Origin of the sequence: Ketobacter sp., from assembly GCF_003671495.1 — a bacterium.
In the GTDB taxonomy this organism is placed as follows: Bacteria; Pseudomonadota; Gammaproteobacteria; order Pseudomonadales; family Ketobacteraceae; genus Ketobacter.
Genome location: NZ_RCHN01000028.1, coordinates 37,173 through 54,222, shown reverse-complemented (window position 1 = coordinate 54,222; position 17,050 = coordinate 37,173). Strand labels below are relative to the sequence as shown.

The 17,050-nt window shown below is 56.9% G+C and carries 16 protein-coding genes and 1 pseudogene; 5 read left to right on the top strand and 12 right to left on the bottom strand.

Annotation, left to right across the window (positions count from 1 at the left end; translation table 11 throughout):
• The 6 genes from D9N14_RS14095 to D9N14_RS14070 form a co-directional block, all read right to left on the bottom strand.
• On the bottom strand, nucleotides 1-408 hold the full coding sequence (locus tag D9N14_RS14095) for an ExbD/TolR family protein (protein WP_290580759.1): 408 nt from the start codon (nucleotides 406-408) through the stop codon (nucleotides 1-3).
• Complete coding sequence (locus D9N14_RS14090; RefSeq protein WP_290580757.1) at nucleotides 405-971, bottom strand: MotA/TolQ/ExbB proton channel family protein; 567 nt, start codon at nucleotides 969-971, stop codon at nucleotides 405-407. The genes D9N14_RS14095 and D9N14_RS14090 overlap by 4 nt, the downstream gene beginning before the upstream one ends.
• A complete protein-coding gene (locus D9N14_RS14085; RefSeq protein ID WP_290580756.1) occupies nucleotides 971-2,350 on the bottom strand; it encodes a MotA/TolQ/ExbB proton channel family protein in 1,380 nt (459 codons plus the stop codon). Before D9N14_RS14085 ends, D9N14_RS14090 begins: the two co-directional genes overlap by 1 nt.
• Nucleotides 2,347-3,129, bottom strand: a complete 783-nt coding sequence (locus D9N14_RS14080; protein ID WP_290580754.1) for a DUF3450 domain-containing protein — start codon at nucleotides 3,127-3,129, stop codon at nucleotides 2,347-2,349. Before D9N14_RS14080 ends, D9N14_RS14085 begins: the two co-directional genes overlap by 4 nt.
• Nucleotides 3,130-3,184: 55 nt before the next feature.
• Nucleotides 3,185-4,129 carry a hydroxymethylglutaryl-CoA lyase gene (locus D9N14_RS14075; protein WP_290580752.1) on the bottom strand — a complete coding sequence of 315 codons (945 nt, stop codon included), beginning with the start codon at nucleotides 4,127-4,129 and terminating at the stop codon, nucleotides 3,185-3,187.
• 64 nt (nucleotides 4,130-4,193) lie between these two features.
• Entirely contained in the window at nucleotides 4,194-5,408 is a 1,215-nt protein-coding gene (locus D9N14_RS14070; RefSeq protein WP_290580750.1) for a CaiB/BaiF CoA transferase family protein, read from the bottom strand.
• A gap of 209 nt (nucleotides 5,409-5,617) precedes the next feature.
• Between D9N14_RS14070 and D9N14_RS14065 the strand changes: the two genes are divergently transcribed.
• Together D9N14_RS14065 and D9N14_RS14060 are read left to right on the top strand one after the other, a co-directional pair.
• Nucleotides 5,618-6,268, top strand: coding sequence for a VOC family protein (locus tag D9N14_RS14065; protein ID WP_290580748.1), 651 nt, complete (start codon nucleotides 5,618-5,620; stop codon nucleotides 6,266-6,268).
• Nucleotides 6,265-7,437 carry an alpha/beta fold hydrolase gene (locus D9N14_RS14060; RefSeq protein ID WP_290580746.1) on the top strand — a complete coding sequence of 391 codons (1,173 nt, stop codon included), beginning with the start codon at nucleotides 6,265-6,267 and terminating at the stop codon, nucleotides 7,435-7,437. The genes D9N14_RS14065 and D9N14_RS14060 overlap by 4 nt, the downstream gene beginning before the upstream one ends.
• Before the next feature lie 119 nt (nucleotides 7,438-7,556).
• Here the strand turns inward: D9N14_RS14060 and D9N14_RS14055 are convergent, their stop codons facing one another.
• The 4 genes and pseudogenes from D9N14_RS14055 to D9N14_RS14040 all read right to left on the bottom strand — a co-directional run bounded on the left by D9N14_RS14055 (nucleotide 7,557) and on the right by D9N14_RS14040 (nucleotide 12,805).
• Complete coding sequence (locus D9N14_RS14055) at nucleotides 7,557-8,324, bottom strand: fumarate reductase iron-sulfur subunit (protein WP_290580744.1); 768 nt, start codon at nucleotides 8,322-8,324, stop codon at nucleotides 7,557-7,559.
• Nucleotides 8,321-10,306 carry a fumarate reductase flavoprotein subunit gene (locus D9N14_RS14050; protein WP_290580742.1) on the bottom strand — a complete coding sequence of 662 codons (1,986 nt, stop codon included), beginning with the start codon at nucleotides 10,304-10,306 and terminating at the stop codon, nucleotides 8,321-8,323. The genes D9N14_RS14055 and D9N14_RS14050 overlap by 4 nt, the downstream gene beginning before the upstream one ends.
• Nucleotides 10,303-11,055: pseudogene (locus D9N14_RS14045) on the bottom strand (fumarate reductase cytochrome b subunit); the annotation flags it as partial. The gene D9N14_RS14050 and the pseudogene D9N14_RS14045, both read right to left, overlap by 4 nt.
• A gap of 151 nt (nucleotides 11,056-11,206) precedes the next feature.
• A complete protein-coding gene (locus tag D9N14_RS14040; RefSeq protein ID WP_290580740.1) occupies nucleotides 11,207-12,805 on the bottom strand; it encodes an alkaline phosphatase PhoX in 1,599 nt (532 codons plus the stop codon).
• Between the two features lie 268 nt (nucleotides 12,806-13,073).
• On the opposite strand from D9N14_RS14040, the gene D9N14_RS14035 reads away from it, so the two are divergent.
• Both D9N14_RS14035 and D9N14_RS14030 read left to right on the top strand, forming a co-directional pair.
• Nucleotides 13,074-13,814: a DUF1775 domain-containing protein gene (locus D9N14_RS14035; RefSeq protein WP_290580738.1), complete on the top strand. Its 741-nt coding sequence runs from the start codon at nucleotides 13,074-13,076 to the stop codon at nucleotides 13,812-13,814.
• A 344-nt stretch (nucleotides 13,815-14,158) separates the two neighbouring features.
• Nucleotides 14,159-14,737 (top strand): hypothetical protein, encoded by a 579-nt coding sequence (locus D9N14_RS14030; protein WP_290580736.1) that lies wholly within the window; start codon nucleotides 14,159-14,161, stop codon nucleotides 14,735-14,737.
• Between the two features lie 76 nt (nucleotides 14,738-14,813).
• On the opposite strand, the gene D9N14_RS14025 is transcribed toward D9N14_RS14030, so the two are convergent.
• Complete coding sequence (locus D9N14_RS14025) at nucleotides 14,814-15,623, bottom strand: hypothetical protein (RefSeq protein WP_290580734.1); 810 nt, start codon at nucleotides 15,621-15,623, stop codon at nucleotides 14,814-14,816.
• A gap of 214 nt (nucleotides 15,624-15,837) precedes the next feature.
• On the opposite strand from D9N14_RS14025, the gene D9N14_RS14020 reads away from it, so the two are divergent.
• Entirely contained in the window at nucleotides 15,838-16,662 is an 825-nt protein-coding gene (locus tag D9N14_RS14020) for a nucleotidyltransferase domain-containing protein (RefSeq protein ID WP_290580732.1), read from the top strand.
• Nucleotides 16,663-16,739: 77 nt separating this feature from the next.
• On the opposite strand, the gene D9N14_RS14015 is transcribed toward D9N14_RS14020, so the two are convergent.
• Nucleotides 16,740-16,898, bottom strand: a complete 159-nt coding sequence (locus D9N14_RS14015) for a hypothetical protein (protein WP_290580730.1) — start codon at nucleotides 16,896-16,898, stop codon at nucleotides 16,740-16,742.
• Between the last annotated feature and the right edge of the window lie 152 nt (nucleotides 16,899-17,050).

Genomic DNA, 17,050 nt, shown 5'->3' with positions numbered 1-17,050 from the left:
CTACTTTTCAGAGGCCGCGATGGAAATGGAAGTGATGCCCGCCTGGCGGGCGGCGTCCATGACCTGCACCAGTTTTTCGTTGGTGGAACGGCGGTCCGCCTGCACGATCAATCCCCCCTGCGGGTTTTCCATGTGCATGCGCTCCAGCAACGGCCGCACACTGCGTTCGTCCACCTGATGACGATCAATCCAGATGGCATCGTTACCGTCGATGGCGATTTTGATGTTGGCGGTTTCCTTGGTGATGGCGGTTTTGGCCTGGGGGCGATTGATGTCGATCCCGGTCTCTTTTACAAACGACGCGGTCACCACAAAAAAGATGAGCATGATGAACACGATATCCAACATGGGGGTCATGTCGATATTGGTATCGTCGTCTTCGGTAACGTGGGCGAATGGGCGTCTCATGCGGGAGTACCTCCTGTCGTACTGCGGGTGGCAGCACGGGTGGAAAGCGACAGCTGGTCGGCCACACCCTGCACCTGGATTTCGTAATAGCGCAGCAGGGCGCGATAGGCCATCAGGCCAAAAATGGCCGCCCCCATGCCCGCCATGGTGGGCAGGGTGGCGCGGGAAATACCCGATGCCATGGAACGGGTGTTGTTCATGCCGAAGGCGTTCATGACATCAAAAATCTCGATCATGCCGGTCACCGTACCCAGCAAACCGAACAGCGGACACAGGGTCACCAGAGTTTTGATCACCGGCAGGGAAAAGTGCGCCCGCTGGCTGATCTCGGCCACCAGTTTCTGGCGAATCTGGCGCGCGTACCAGGAACGGCGGTCATCGCGGGAAAACCAGGAATGGGTGACCCGGTTCACTTCCCTGGGCAGGGTGAAGCGATAAAACAGCACCCGCTCGATCACCAGCGTCCACATCAGCAGGGTGTTGAGGCCGATGGTCCACAGCACCACCCCACCGGCAAAGTGGAAATCCCGCACGATGGCGAAGGCTTCCATCACCGCCCACATCAGCTGTTCTCCTGCTCCGCTTTTTCCGCCACCAGGCCGGTGCTCTGTTCTTCCAGTACCGAAATCACCGCTTTGCTGCGGGTGCTGGCCAGGGCGTGGAAGAACACCACCGGAATCGCCACCGACAGACCCAGCACGGTGGTCACCAGCGCCTGGGAAATACCGCCGGCCATTAACTTGGGATCACCGGTGCCAAACAGGGTAATGGTCTGGAAGGTGTTGATCATACCGGTGACCGTACCCAACAGTCCCAGCAGGGGGGCAATCACCGCCACAATCTTGATGATGGCCAGGTGTTTTTCCAGCGGACCCCGCTCCCGCAGAATGGCTTCGCCCAGCTTCAGCTCCAGCGATTCCAGGGGCAGGCTTTTGTGTTGCTCATAGGTGAGGATGATGCGGCCCAGGGGATTGTCGCGGCGGGTTTCTTTCATACGGGTCTGGTCCGCCACTTTGCGGGTCACCACGATCAGGAACATGATGCGCTCCAGCGCCAGCACCACGCCCACAAAGCCCAGCACGATGATGACGTAACCGATAAAACCGCCCTGCTCCACCCGGTCCACAAAGTCCGGTGCGTCCAACAGCATGTTAAGCAGAGTGCCCTGGGTGGGATCGATGGCCACCGCATTAAAGCCTTCGGTGCTTTGGGTGTAATCCTCCACATAGCTCAGCATGTATCGGGGCGGCTGGCGATTCAGGTCGATGATCTTGCCGGTCTCGGGAATGAACTGCAGGTAGCGGTTGCCGGACAACAGGTTGAATGAACCCAGCCGCACCACATCCGCTTTCACCGGTTCACCGTCGGTGGTGATGACCTCCAGGTTCAGGTGTTTGATCTTGCCGGACTCCACCATCTCCCGCTGCATCTGATACCACAGCTGTTCGATGTTGTTGATGTTGGGCAGGCTGCGACTGCCGCCCAGGCGATCCGACAGATCCTCCATTTCCAGATTGCGGGAGGGAAACTCCACTGAAGTGATGGATTGCTGCAACAGGCCGGATGCCTCTGCGGTGTCGGTCTGCAACTGGATGAACAGTTCCTTTAACGAGCCCATGCGTTTTTCCAGGCGCCGGGTCAGCTCATCCAGTTGTTCCTTGTTCTCAGCGTAGGTGGTTTCCAGCAGTTCACTGCGACGTTCCAGTTTCTGCCGTTCCTCCACCGTACCTTTCAGCATCTGTTCCTGTTTGGATTGTTCGGCCAGGAAGCGCTGTTCCCGCGCGCGATTCTCTCGGGATTGTTCAACCCGGCCCTGTTTCACCAGCTCCAGCAGTTCATCCAGGGATTGGATTTCTTCTTTCGGTTGCCACACCGCATGGGCTTTGGATAGGGGCAAGCAGCACAGCAGTGCCAACACCAATAGGGAGGTCATTCGCATCATGGCATGGGCTCCGGTGCCGGCATGGGCAACGTCAACATTTCCGGGGCGGCCTGCTTCTTGGCCACCTTCAGGCCCAGGCGAATATCACGGGCATACAGGCTGCCCAATGCTTCCCACTGTTTGGTTTCCTTGCTCCAGGCGCCCCGCTCACTGCCGTCCAGGGTCTGGTACATCAGGCCGATGCGGCCCACCCGCAGGAACTCCACCTCACTGGTCCGCTCACCGTTGGTGAGGGTGCCACGGTAGCTTTCGATGGTGTTGCCGTATTCCAGTTCCACTTTATAGGCGTCTACCACCTGGCGAAATTTCTCGGCGATGGTGACATCGGCCCGGGCCAGGGTGTGTTTGAGAAAAGCGATGCGCTCAAAGCGCTCTTCCAGCAGAAAGGGGGCGTCCAGGCGGATGAAGGTTTCCAGGGATTGCACCATGCGGTCCAGCAGCGGAGTCAGCTGGCGCTCGATGATGGCCACATCTTCAATGGCCTTCTCCGTTTCCAGCATGCTTTGTTGCTGACGCCGGATCTGCTGCGTCAGTTGCGCGTTGTAGGCGGTCAGATCCTCAATGCGTTTCAGTTCCAGTTGAAAATCCTGGAACATTTGCTGCGTGGTGTCGGCGATGGTGTTGACCCGCTCCTGCGACTGCACAGCGGACTTGATATTGGCCTTTTCCCCGTCGATGATGCGATCGATCTTGTCCGCCAGGGTGTGAACCCCCGGCGTCATGATTCCCGTCAACACGAACAGGCTGGCCATTACCCATCTGGCGCTTCGTGTAAGCATAATGTGTCGTTGGACCTTTTTCGTTATGCCCCTGCTTTGGTCGCGCTCTTGTTTGTTATATGCAGGGGTTTTGTTTGTTTTGTTCCCTGATTTCCTGGGATTTCATCCATTGCAGAATACGACCGCCCAATGCCTGGCCGGTGGCACGCTCGGCGGCCTGCACGGCAACACGCAGTTTGGCGATATCAATACCGGTATCAAAGCCGGCTTCCTCCAGCATATAGACCAGATCCTCGGTAGCAACGTTCCCTGATGCCCCCGGTGCGAACGGACAACCGCCCAACCCGCCGATGGAACTGTCAAAGCGACGCACACCCTGGGTGATACCAGCCCAGGCCATGGCCAGCGCCTGCCCCCGGGTATCATGCAAATGCAGGTTAAAGCGCTCAGGCCCGAATTGTTGCACAAGTGGGCCCAGAATATCATTGATCTGTTGCGGGTTTCCGGCCCCGATGGTGTCGCCAATGGAAATTTCGTCGGCGCCGAACTCAATCATCTCCGCGCACATGCGGTGTACCACATCCACCGGCGTCTTGCCGTCGTAAGGGCAGGACAACGCGCCGGATACATAGCCCCGCACTTTCACCCCGTCTGCCCGGGCCTGCTGGATCACTTCGCGGCAGACGTCGGTGGCCTTCGCGGTGGTCATGTTCAGGTTGCGCAGATTGAAGGTATCGGTGGAGGCCACCACCACGGCGACGGAGTTCACCCCGTTGGCGCGGGCCCGCTCATAACCCCGCATATTAGGCACCAGGGCCGAGATCTCCACATCCTTCTTGAGTGGGATTTGAGCCAACCCGGCCAGCACTTCAGCAGCGTCCGCCATTTGCGGCACGGCTTTGGGGTGCACAAAAGCCACCGCCTCCAGGTATTCCACACCGGCGTCCAACAGGGCCTGGGCCATCTCCAGCTTGGCCTGGGTGGAAACGGGATTGGGCTGATTCTGCAGGCCGTCGCGCAGGCCCACCTCATTAATATAGATACGTTCGCGCATAGTCATGATTCTTCTTTGGTGGTCTCAGAAATAAACAACAGTGTCGATTATAAGGTAACTGAGACGGTAATCATCCATCGATCACGCCATTTTGACGTAATTCAGCGATTTGTGAATCACTCATTTGCAGTAATTCCTGCAGCACCGATGCCGTGTGCTGACCTAAAGTGGGAGGTGGAGTAAATACTTGCTCACCTGCTGCAGACAATTTCACGGGGTTTCCGGGTTGTTTGACAATCTTACCATTTCCAAGAGGCACTTCAACCACCATGTCTCGCGCCTGGATCTGGGTGTCATTCAGGGCGTGCTCGAAATCGTTCACCGGGGCAGCGGGAATGCGGTGTTCCTTCAATTGTTCCAGCCAGTGCTCGCAGGTTTCCCGCTCCAGGTGTTCCTGTACCCGGGCGTTGATGAAATGACGGTGCTCCCAACGCACCGGCTGGGTGGCGAATTTGGGGTCCATCAGCTCCGGATCGTTCAACATCGCCGCCAGTTTGCCGAAGAAGGCATCACCCATGCAGGCCAGGATCAGGTAGCGGGTTTGGGTTTTGAAGGTGCCATAGGGCACGTGCACAAAGTGACTGTTGCCCACTGCGGGTGGCTGCACCCCACTCATCAGGTACATGGTGGCCATGTAATTGAGCATGGAAACCTGGCAATCCTGCATGGAGATATCCACGTGCTGCCCCAGCCCCTGGCGCGGGCCGGGCTGATCCCGCTGGTTCAGGGCCGCCAGAATGCCGATGGTGGCAAACAGGCCGCCCCCCAGATCACCGATGGGAATCCCCGCCCGCAGCGGCGGCGCCCCTTCCTCCCCGGTAATGGACATGCCGCCCCCCATGCCCTGGGCCACCAGATCGAACGCGGCCCGGTTGCGGTCGGGACCGGTCTCGCCAAAACCGGTGATGGAACAGGTAATGATGCGGGGATTGTGCTGCTTGAGCACCTCGTAATCGATGCCCAGGCGTTTGGGAACCCCCTCCCCGAAGTTGTTGATCACTACGTCCGCGTGCTTTACCAGCTGGTAGAACAGCGCCAGGCCGGCGGGCTTTTTCAGGTCGATGGCCACACTCTTCTTGTTGCGGGAAAGAGTAAGAAAGTAAGCGCCCACTCCGTCGATGGAGTACTTCTCATCGTCCGCCAGCAGCCTGCGGGTGCCTTCCCCCTGGCCCGGCGGCTCCACCTTGATGCAATGGGCCCCCATATCCGCCAGCAACTGGCTGGAATAGGGGCCGGACAACATGTGGGTGAGATCAAGAATCGTGATATGGGACAACGCACTCATGGGCAAACCTTCTGTGGAATCAAGGATAACGCTACAACTTGTATGCAATTCCAGCCGAACAGAGCCTGAAACAGGCATAAAATAGGGGTTGAAACTGCTCAATCATTATGATTGTATACAATCTACAATCGTGACCCATAAGTCAAATACAAAATCGGTCTCACACATCGCTAAAAGAGAAGACTGCAGAGAGAAGGTAGAGAAGTGCCATGAGCGAGCCAACCAGCCAGGACAAGCCACAAGAAAAGCCCACTATTGCCCGCAAAGCCGTGCACAACATGCACCATACCGCCTACCGCTGCCGGGATGCGGAACAAACCCGTTGGTTCTATGAAGACGTGCTGGGGTTCAAACTGGCTGCGGCCATGGTGTTCGACGAAGAACCAGGGGCAGCCAAAAAGCGCGAATACATGCACCTGTTTTTCCAGACCACCGACGGCAACTTCATTGCCTTCTTTGATGTGCCCGATGATGTGGAAGAAAAGATGTTCATTGCCCGCCACGGCTTTGACCAGCACATCGCCTTTGAAGTGGACAGCCTGGAACAGCTGAAAGCCTGGCGCCGCCACATTAACAAAATGGGCCGCCCCTGTTTTGGCCCCATCGACCACGGCTTTGTGCACTCCATTTACATGTACGATCCCAACGGCGTGCAGGTGGAGCTCACCCTGAAAGACAAAAACTACGATGCCATCCTGGCGGAAGACAGCGCCAAGGCCCACGACGTATTGAAAGAATGGACCGAACGCACCCGTGCGCAAAAACTTGAACGCCTGCAGGCGGACATGCTGGATCAGCGCGGCATTGATATGAGCAAAGCGGACTTCTCCAAGGTGAAGCAAGAGGGGGCACAATCATGAGCACCAAATACGAATACGACCGCATCCCTTACCTGTTGGCCTTTGCCGAGCAGTCCAAATTCAAGGATACCTACGGCGGCACCGCCGACATCGTGGCCCTGGAATCCTACTGGCTGAAACCCAAAGACAAACCCAGCGACACCGTCATCATCTTTATGCATCCCATCGGTGGTGGTGCCTACCTGCCCATGGTGTCGGCCCTGGCAAAAAAGGGCTGTCATGTGATTTATTGCAACAGCCGCTACCGCGGCACCGACAGTGCCCTGATCATGGAAAAGGTGGCCCTGGATATGGCGGCCTGCGTACGGGATGCGAAAGAGAAGAAAGGCTATAAAAAAGTGGTATTAGCAGGTTGGAGTGGCGGCGGTTCCCTCTCCCTGTTCTATCAGGCCCAGGCGGAAAATCCCACCATCACCGAAACCCCCGCCGGCGATCCCGTGGACCTGGTGGGTGCCAACCTGATCCCTGCCGACGGCATGATGCTGCTGGCGGCTCACATCAGCCGCGCCGGCACCATGACCGAGTGGATGGATGCGTCCATCCTGGATGAAAACGATCCCACCAAACGCGATCCCGAGCTGGACCTGTACGACCCCAACAATCCCAACCAGCCGCCCTACTCCGCTGAGTTTGTGGAAAAGTATCGCGCCGCCCAGATTGCCCGTAACCGTAAAATCACCGCCTGGGTAAAACAAAAGCTGGAAGACTTCCGCAAGGATGGCCTCACCACCGAAGAGTTTGCCTTTGTGGTGCACGGCACCATGGCCGATCCTCGCTGGCTGGATCCCACTCAAGACCCCAACGACCGCATGCCCGGCTGGTGTTACCTGGGTGATCCCAAAGTGGTGAACAACGGCCCCGTAGGCCTGGCGCGATTCTGTACCCTGCGAGGTTGGCTGTCACAGTGGAGTTATGACGATTCCAATGCCAATGGATTGACCTGCGCTGAGCAGATCAGTGTGCCCACGCTGGTGATTGGTAATACCGCTGATGATGCCTGTACCCCGAGCCATACTCATCGTTTGTATGAAGCAGTGGGCCATGATGATAAAGAGATGTATGAAGTGAAGGGTGCTAATCACTATTACTTCGGGCAGAAAGATAAACTGGATGAAGCCACCGGCAAGTGTCTGGAGTGGCTGGTGCAGAAGGGTTTTATGGCGGGGTGATTTGAGGTAATTGCTTCGACATAGGGTTGGAAGAAAGCGGCTGATGGGGGACTGTCAGCCGTTTTTTTATTTTTCTAGTTGCAATAAACTGAATGAAACTGGGTTGCCTCATCACTGCATTAGATCCCGGCAAACGCCATCTTCCTGCGCAAAAACGCCAACTGCGTCTGCAACGGCAATGCTTTCGGACACACATCCTGACATCCCATCAACGACATGCAGCCAAAAATTCCGTCATCATGGCCAATCAACTCATAAAACGCACCATCGTCTCGTTCATCCCTTGGGTCCAGGCGAAACCGTGCCATTTTGTTCAACCCCACGGCCCCCACAAATGCCTCCCGCATTACGGCCGTGCCACAACCCGCCACACAACATCCGCATTCAATGCAGCGCTCCAACTCATAGATCTGTTCCGCCAGGGCAGGCTCCATGGCCGCTTCCATGGCATCAAGATCCGGTTCGGTTTCGGTGTGCACCCAGGTCTGCAATCGTTCGCTCATGCCGTGCATCCACTTACCGGTGTTCACCGATAAATCCCCAATCAGTTCGAACACCGGTAACGGTGCCAAGCGGATGGTGCTGGGCAGGGCTTGGGTCAACGTGCGGCACGCCAGGTCGGGTCGGCCGTTGATGAGCATGGCGCAGCTGCCGCAGATACCGGCACGGCAGACAAAATCAAATTGCAGGCTGGGGTCCTGTTCTTCGCGGATCAGGTTGAGGGCAATGAACAGCGTCATGCCTGCGGTTTCTTCCAGGGTGAAGGTGTCAAAGTGGGGTTCGCTGCCCGGGTCCAGCGGGTTGAAGCGAAAAATTTCAAAGGTCAGTTGTCGACTATTGGGTTCCGATTCATTTACAGGAATACGCTGTTTGCTGTCTTGGGTCATGGGGATTCCCCTTCGCTGTTTTCCTGAAAGCGGGCGTTGTTCTGGTGGAATTTCTCGGGCAACAGGTGGTGGAACGGCAGCAGCGCCTGCTGACGCTCGAAACGATTTTGAGTCTTACGGTGAATGGCGTCCACCTGCTGTTGTCGCGTGTCTGCATCCGGATGGGGAATAAAATCCTTTTTGCCATAGCCGCGCCAACCCGGGGGCAATTCCATTTTCATAATGTCGATGGGTTCGTAGTTCAACGTTGGGCTGGATGCACCCAGTGGCCAGCTGGCCAAAGTGCGCTTCAGCCATTGGCTGTCATCCCGTTGCGGATAATCCAGTCGGGTGTGGGCGCCGCGACTTTCGGTGCGGTTCAATGCACCCTGTGCCACGCACAGGGCCAGCTTCAACATCCGTGGCAGGCGATACGCCATCACCAGTTCCGGATTCACACCGGGTGCGCTGGATTGCAGGCCGACCCTTTCGCTACGCTCTAATAACGATTTCAGCTCACTGACTGCGGTTTGCAGGTTGGTACCATCCCGATAAATGCCCACGTAATCGGTCATCAGGGTTTGCATTTGTTTGATCAGCTCACTGGCTTTTTCTGTGCCTTTGGATTTGCAGATGCCATCCAAAGCATCCTGCTCCTGCTGCAAAAAGCGTTTCACCAGTGCGGTATCAATCATCCCCTGCCCTGCTTCCGATAAACAGTAATCGGCGATGGATTCCCCCACAATCATGCCCGCCACCACGGTTTCCGCCACGGAATTGCCACCCAGTCGGTTAAAGCCGTGCATGTCCCAACAGGCGGCTTCGCCACAGGCGAACAGGCCTTGCAGTTGTGGGCTCTGGCCGTGGGCGTCGGTGCGGATGCCACCCATGGAATAATGCTGTGCCGGGCGTACGGGAATCAGTTCATGCACCGGGTTGATGCCGAGAAAGTATTGGCAGATCTCTTTCACTTCCCGCAGTTTGTGATTGATGTGCTGTTCCCCCAACAGGCGGATGTCCAGCCACAGGTGTTCGCCAAAACGGGAGCGGGCGCCTTTGCCCTGTTTGATGTGGTATTCCATATGGCGGGCCACCACATCGCGGGAGGCCAGTTCGGCTTTTTCCGGTTCGTAATCGGGCATGAAGCGATGACCATCACCATCCAACAACAGGCCGCCGTCGCCGCGACAGCCTTCCGTCACCAGAATGCCGGCGGGGAAAATGCCGGTGGGATGAAACTGCACCGCTTCCATGTTGCCGAGGGTGGCGACACCGGTTTCCAGGGCGATGGCGGCCCCCATGCCTTCGTTGATGACGGCATTGGTGCTGATGCGATAGATGCGGCCGAAGCCGCCGGTGGCAATGCAGGTGGCGTTAGCGGTATGGGCAAACAGTTCGCCGGTCATCAGGTTGCGCACGATGGCGCCGTAACAGCGCTGGCCGTCGTGGATCAGGGCCATGGCTTCGGTGCGTTCCAATACCGGGATGTTGGCGGCGATGGCCTGGTCGCTGACGTTGTACAACATGGAATGGCCGGTGCCGTCCGCCACATAACAGGTGCGCCACTTGGCGGTGCCACCAAAATTACGTGCGGTAATCAGGCCGTGGGCGGCTTCGGATTCTTCCAGCGTTACCGGTTGGCCATTGATAATGACGTTGTGTTTGCCCCCTTGTACCCGGTTCCAGGGCACACCCCAGTGGGCCAGTTCCCGCACGGCCTTGGGCGCCATATGCACGAACATGCGCACCACATCCTGATCCGCACCCCAGTCGCTGCCGCGTACGGTGTCGGCAAAATGCACGTCTTCATTATCGCCATAACCTTTCACCGCATTGGCCAGGCTGGCCTGCATACCCCCTTGGGCAGCGGCGGAATGGGAACGCTTCGGCGGCACCAGTGACAGAATGGACACGTCCAAACCCCGGCGGCGGGCACCAATGGCGGTGCGCAATCCCGCCAGACCCCCTCCGATCACCAGCACATCGGTATGCAGGATCTTCATGACAGCACCTCGCTGTTGGTGGGGCATTGGGATTGCGTGACCGGGTGATAACGCTCCCCCGGCTGATCCTGCAGGGTGCTGCCCAATCGGTAATAGGCCAGCAGAGTGCACAGCCCCAGTATGATAAAGAACGCACTCATGCCCCACTTCAACAGACTCAGTCGCTTCCGCATCACCGGCACCGGCATGGTGGGGAAACTCAGCCATTTGATGGCCAGGCGATACAGGCCGATGGCGCCGTGCAACTCCACCGCAAACAGCAGAATCAGATACAGGGGCCAGTGCGTGCTGTACACCCGGTAGGACGAGGCATAGGGTCCGATCTGATCCGGTTGGGAAAACATGCCGAACAAATGCATGGGCGCCAGAAAGAACAACAGAAACCCCGTGACCACCTGCCACCACCACAGGGTGGTATCCGGGTGATGCATGCGGTTCTTATGCCCCAGGAATAATTGATATTGACGGGTGCTTTGGGGAAACTTGCGCAGGGCCAGGGCGGCGTGCAGCATGATCAAGACGAGGATAGCGGCCGCTGCTGCGGATACCAGCCACGGATATGAACGGCCAAAGACATAGTAACCTTCGAACAGCTTGGCCACCGCGTACATGGCATCGTTGCTGATCAGGATGGATGACACCAGGAACATGTGCACCCACATGAACAGGGCCAGAGCCAGGCCGCTGGCACTTTGCAGCAGATCCAGCCGGGCAGGCCAGCGTGAATTGGATGGGATGGATGACATGGACTTGAATCCCCGTACACCGGAAACTTACTTATAATCCAAGTTTGAGGGGAAATCCATGCTGCTTGTATGACAATGAGGATGGCAATGGGAGAGTAAAAAGCCCGGCGAACTTCACCGTGCGCCGGGCTCTTCTATCTTCTATCACCCGTGATCAGAACCAGTTGCGACCACGACCACGACCGCGACCGTGTCCGGGTCGGCGGGAATAGCCGGTTTCCAGATAAATCGGACGGTGATCCTCGCGCCAGATGCAGTAGGTGATGCCCATGCCCTGGTTGTTCACAAACATAAAGCGCCCATCCGGGGAGAAACAGGCACCGGCGAATTCGCTGGTGTCGCCCGGAATGATGTTGTGGGCGAACTGGAACAGGCCGCCGCTGGCGTCCACACCCACCACGTACTGGCTGTAGTTGGCGTCGCCTTCGCTGCCACCGCTGCCATCCTCACACAGATAGAGGGTGCCATCGCGGGCCACGGTCATGTTGTCCGGGCCATCCAGCAGGTTTTCGTCGGTGGATTCCACGATCAGGGTGATGGTTTCGCGCTTGGGATCGTAGCAGTACACCTGCCCTTCTCCCGCTTCACCGGCACCGGAGCACACGAAGTAGTGTTTACCCTGATGGAACCAGGCACCTTCACCGCGGTAGAACACCGCAGCGCCTTTGGCTTGGGCTTCCTGGCGCAATGTGTCCTGCTCGGGATCAACGTCCTCCAGTTTGACCCAGCGCACTTTCAAGGGCTGACCCAGGAACGGCAGCATGCTGGCGGGCGCACCACGGCGCACACCGCGGGTATCCACCAGATCGGCGTTATGATAGTTGGCCACCGGCACCTGAGATACGCCGTCGCAGTGTGCCACCTGACCGGCTTCAATCACCATGGCGTACAGGTCGCCGTCGTTATCCTGCAGGTTGCCAAAGCAATGTGATTTCTTACGGGGCACATAGCGGTAGTAGCAGCTGTCGCCGCGGTCTTCCGTCAGGTACACATAACCGTCTTTGGAATCCACGGATACGGCTTCGTGATTGCAACGGCCCATGGCGGTGAGGGGGATCGGGTCAACGGCTTCGCCCAGCTGAGAGGGCACTTCAAAGCAGTAGCCGTGTTTCTTGGTGTTGGTGCTGCCCGGCAGGCTGGTGTCTTCTTCACAGCTGATCCAGGAGTTCCAGGGGGTTGGACCACCGGCACAGTTACGGATGGTGCCGCCCAGGGAGATGTAATCCTGGGTGACCTGGCCGTGACGGTTGATGACCACGGTGGAGGTGCCACCGCCACCCAGACCGGCCGCGCTGCCGGTGAACGGGTCGTACTGTTTGCCGTTCGGGGCCAGGCATCCCAGGTTGTTGCCGTATTTGTTTTCGGTGGGGCTCAGCTCGTGGTTGCGCACCAGGATCACATCACCGCGACGGCCCTGAAAACAGGCCATACCGTCGTGGTCGCCCGGGGTCAGCACGCCATCACTCATGGGTGTGCCGACGATGCTGACGGCGCTGTAACGGAAACCTTGCGGCAACCGCAACAGCGGCGTGTTGGACAGGTCCCCGCGGGGATGGGAGGCCAGCATCAGGGTGTTTTCGGGCAACGTTGGATTGATCGGACCGAAGCCATTGACGGCAAAGCTGGCCAGGTTGCAGCTTGCGGCCGCCTCGGCCATGCGAGAGTTCAACAGGCCCAGTGGCGCAACCATGGTGCCGGCTGCGGCGACGCTGGACAGTTGAATGAACTTACGGCGATTGATAGTTGAAGACATGCGTTTCTCCGTGGATCGCAATTATTGTTGTCTACTGATAAAGATGAGTTTCAGGGTGGAGATGGACTCTCTGGGGTTTTGCGGGAACGAACGGTAGCAAAGGCAGGTTACAGCGGGTGGTAAAAACGATTACAGGGGTATCACGTTGGCGTCATGATTTGTTCACATTGTTCACGGGTCAGCCCTGAGGCAATTTGTCGCATCCCGCACTGACCTCATCCTGTGTATCGTTTCGTTCCTTATAATCAATAAACAAAAGGAAGTGCACATGAATTTGAACAGGACACAGGTTGCGCAGTTGCAGGCGTTGATGGGAACGATTTTGTTACTGGGTTGCATCCAATTGACCCATGCCCATGTTTCGGTGACCTCGGGCACGGCTTATGCCAACGGCTATTATCAGGTGGACCTGTCGGTGCCGCACGGATGCGAAGGGGCCGATAGCTATCGGGTAGAAGTGGTGTTGCCCGCTGGATTTCCGCCTGTTCGCGCAGTATTGGGCCCTCTCGGTTATGCCACCATTGAAGCCGAGGCGGATACCGGGCTGCCCACCCGGTTGATTTGGGAGAAGCCGGAAGCCGAGCTTTTGGATTCGGACTCCCATACCTATGAAGTGAGCTTTCGCACCAAATTACCGGCAGTTGAATTCGTGCGTTACCACTTTCCCACTACTCAATTTTGTCGCGACACACAAGGGGTGGAATCCACCGCCGCCTGGGTGGGTATCAACAGCAGTCACGATCATGGTGGGGGCAGCGGGGGTGCAGATGCCGGTGAAAAGCCCGCGCCCAGTTTGTTTGTGTATCCCCCACGGTCACCCGGATGGAATCAATACACGGCTCCCGATCACCTCCACGATATGAGTATTTTCAAAGACGCCCAGATCGTGTGGAAAGGCAGTGCGGCTTACAGCCCCAATCCGGTGACCCAGCAATTGATTGAGGACGATGCAGAGGCATCCACCTTGGAACAGATTCACCCCGGTGAAGTGTTCTGGATTAAGTATTAGGGAGGGTGGGACGATGCGATACTATTTTCCAGTACTGTTCTTGGGTGCAGGGCTTTTACTCACTGGCTGCGGAGGTGACAGCAGCAGTAGTCGATCTGGGCCTGAAAACAAGCAATTGTCCGAAACCCCCACGCTGACTCTGGCGGGTCTGGTGCCGGACCGCGCTCAGCTCCCCAAGCCGGGGCAGGGGCTGGCGGGACTCAAGCCGCCCCGATAGCGGAAACTGCGACCGGGTTAGTCTTTGGTATGATGACTAACCCGTTTCGGACGTCTACTATTCATCCGGAACCTTCACTTTTTAACCAGTCATCTGCAACGGCGCAGTGGCCTCATAAGGGTTTGCGATGAATAAGTCTGATATTCCGGATTATGTGAAAGAAGCGTTTAAAGGCGGGCAGTTCGAGATCATTACGATTCCCGCAGGCACAGGGCTGTATAAATTGTCTCAATACCCCATTGTGAATGAAGCCAGAGGAAACAGTGTGTCACCCTGGTGGTCGCCGGTACGGCCGTTTCGGGAGGACAAGCTGGGTGCGGTGGGCCGCTACAAAGAGGCCGAGCTGAATGGCATCAGTTTTGAGGCCATGGTGCGGTTTGCGTCGGCGGTGCGGGTGGACTGGAATGGGTTGGATAACTACCAGGAAATCTCGTTGACCAAGGAGGTGGAAGCGGTATGGGGCCAGTTCGAGCCGCAACCGGCCTACAGTCCTGCCGAGAAGGGCAAGCGGGTGGAACAGATGATCAAGAACATTGAGGCGAAAATCAAAATTCAGGAAAAAGGCCACTATGTACCTGAAGTGCTCGGTGGCATCGAAGCCTATCAGTTCTGGATTCCCAACCTGAAGAAGGAGGATCTGCGCACCTGTTCCACCATCCCCACCAAGGACAACAAAGGTCTGGCGGTGGCCCTGGGACTGGCCTGATCCTCGATTGTGAACCACCGGAAAGCAGGGCTGAGCCTTGGCACGCCGCCCTGCTTTCATTGACTCAGCGGAAGCGTTATTCCGCGCCGGACTGACGGATTCCCACGTTCATTCCCAGCACCATGGTAATCATTTCACTCGGGTCAAACGGGTTGGGGATCAAACAGGTGTGTCCATCCAGCAGGTTCGTGGAGGTCACCACCGTACCGGCCGCGGCCGCATCCCCATTCAACACCGCTTGCTGCAGGCTCACACAGGGCAGGGAAGGTTGTTGGAGTACGTTGTTCAGCGCGAAATTCTCCATCCATTTACCGGCATTATTGATGTAGGCGTGGTAGTACAGGGAATTCCCGGAATCAAAGCTGTAGGTGGTGTCGGTGCCATACTGCAGACACCAGGAGAAGAACACCAGGGCACAGCTCACGTCCAGGTTGATGGCGTTGGTGACATAGTTTCCGATATAGGTTTGTGGGTCGGGGAATACGGAATCTTCCAGGCTGTTTCGCACCTCACCGGCCGCGATGCTGCAGACGGCCTCTTTCACAATGCCACCGATGGGCATGTCCGTCTCGATGCATTTGGCTCTGGCCTTGGCGTAAAGCTCCTGAACTTTGGCGGCGTCGATGTCGTCGAAGGTGAAGTCGTCGCAGGTATCGAATTCCACTGTGAATTCGTGACCATGGCTGTCGGCGTCATTCAACAGCACGGCGCCTTGAGTGGGGGCGATCTCGCCGTAAGCGAAGGCTACTCCGATGGTGCGGGTGGCGTTGTTGCAGTCCATCTGATAGGTGCCTTCGTAATCGTAAATGCCGGCGCTGGCGTTCATCGAGGTGACGGCGGCACAGGCCAGCAGGCTGCCTCCGATCCAGGCTTTTAATGTGTTCATGCGGTTCCTTCCTGTCGTTTGTGTGTAAAGCATTGAGTGGGATGGATATGAAACACCAGAACCAACCGCAGGAGCCATGTTACTTTCGGCAAATGAGGAGTCATGTCTGGCAAGGTGCCGTGCCGGGTGCAGTTTTATTAACAGGTTAATTCATGCTGATTACTTGCGCCCCGGAGTGAGCGGCGTACAGTATTAAGATTTTGGGGAGGAGCCAGTGACCAGTCTTCAGGACAACATCATTCAAGAAGAGGTACGCCAGGAGATCATTACCCGCCTGCGTGCCGCTGAGTTGGAACATGACGTTCGCATTCTTTACGCCTGTGAATCCGGCAGTCGGGCCTGGGGCTTCGCTTCTCCCGATTCCGATTACGATGTGCGCTTTATTTACGTGCGCAAACCGGAATGGTATTTGTCATTTGATGTTGAGCGTAAACGGGACGTGATCGAATACCCGATTGTGGACGAGATCGACTGTGGTGGCTGGGATCTGCGTAAAGCGCTCTACCTGCTGACACGCACCAATGGCGCCCTGCTGGAATGGCTGAACAGTCCGGTGCAGTACATTGAATCCGGAACCACGGCGCAATCCTTGCGACGGTTGGCGCCGGTGGTGATGAATCCCACGGCGCTTTGTTATCACTACAGTCACATGGCGCGGGGTAATGCACGGGAATATCTGTTTCAGGAACAAGTGAAACTGAAAAAATATTTTTATGTGTTACGCCCGCTGTTGGCCATTCGACACATTGAGGCCGGCAAAGGGGTTCCCCCGGTGGAATTTGCGCGCTTGATGGACGCCGTTGCCCCTGCGCATCTGGTTCCCAGCATCAATCGCCTGCTGGAGCTGAAACGCAATACAGCCGAGCTGGGAATGGGGGCTCGTGTTCCCGAGATCAATGACTTTGTGGAAGCGGAATTGAATCGCCACGGTACGGCGTTTTCCGGTCAGGGGCGACCGGATTCAGAGCACAAGCAGGCTGTGTATGAGCAGTTGAATGCGGTGTTTCGGGAAGCGGTTGGCTCGGGCCGGGCACGTTGAACTGGTCACCTTGAACAACGTGGGCCGGCCTTCAGCCCACGTTTCAAAGCGTACTTGTTAGTAACACTCAAGCGGCATCACTGCTCTTTACCACCCTCTACAGAAGGTGTTTCCACCGCCTCCACTTCCACCCTGGATTCTGCATCCCAGGTGGAGTACGTGGCGTCCGACATCTTGACGCCGAAACCGAAATTCAGTGCGATCAGTGATCCGAAAATGACAAATACGTATCCCATGGTGTCCTCCTGTTGCCTTTTTCAGGCTGAGTGAAATCCTTTCAAGTGTTCACAGCACACTCAAAATAAAATTTGGCGAATAATGGCGTTTGCCCGGTTGTCTTGGTCGACAGTGCTAGGCTAAGCTCACCTCATCCGCTTCTGAATTGGCA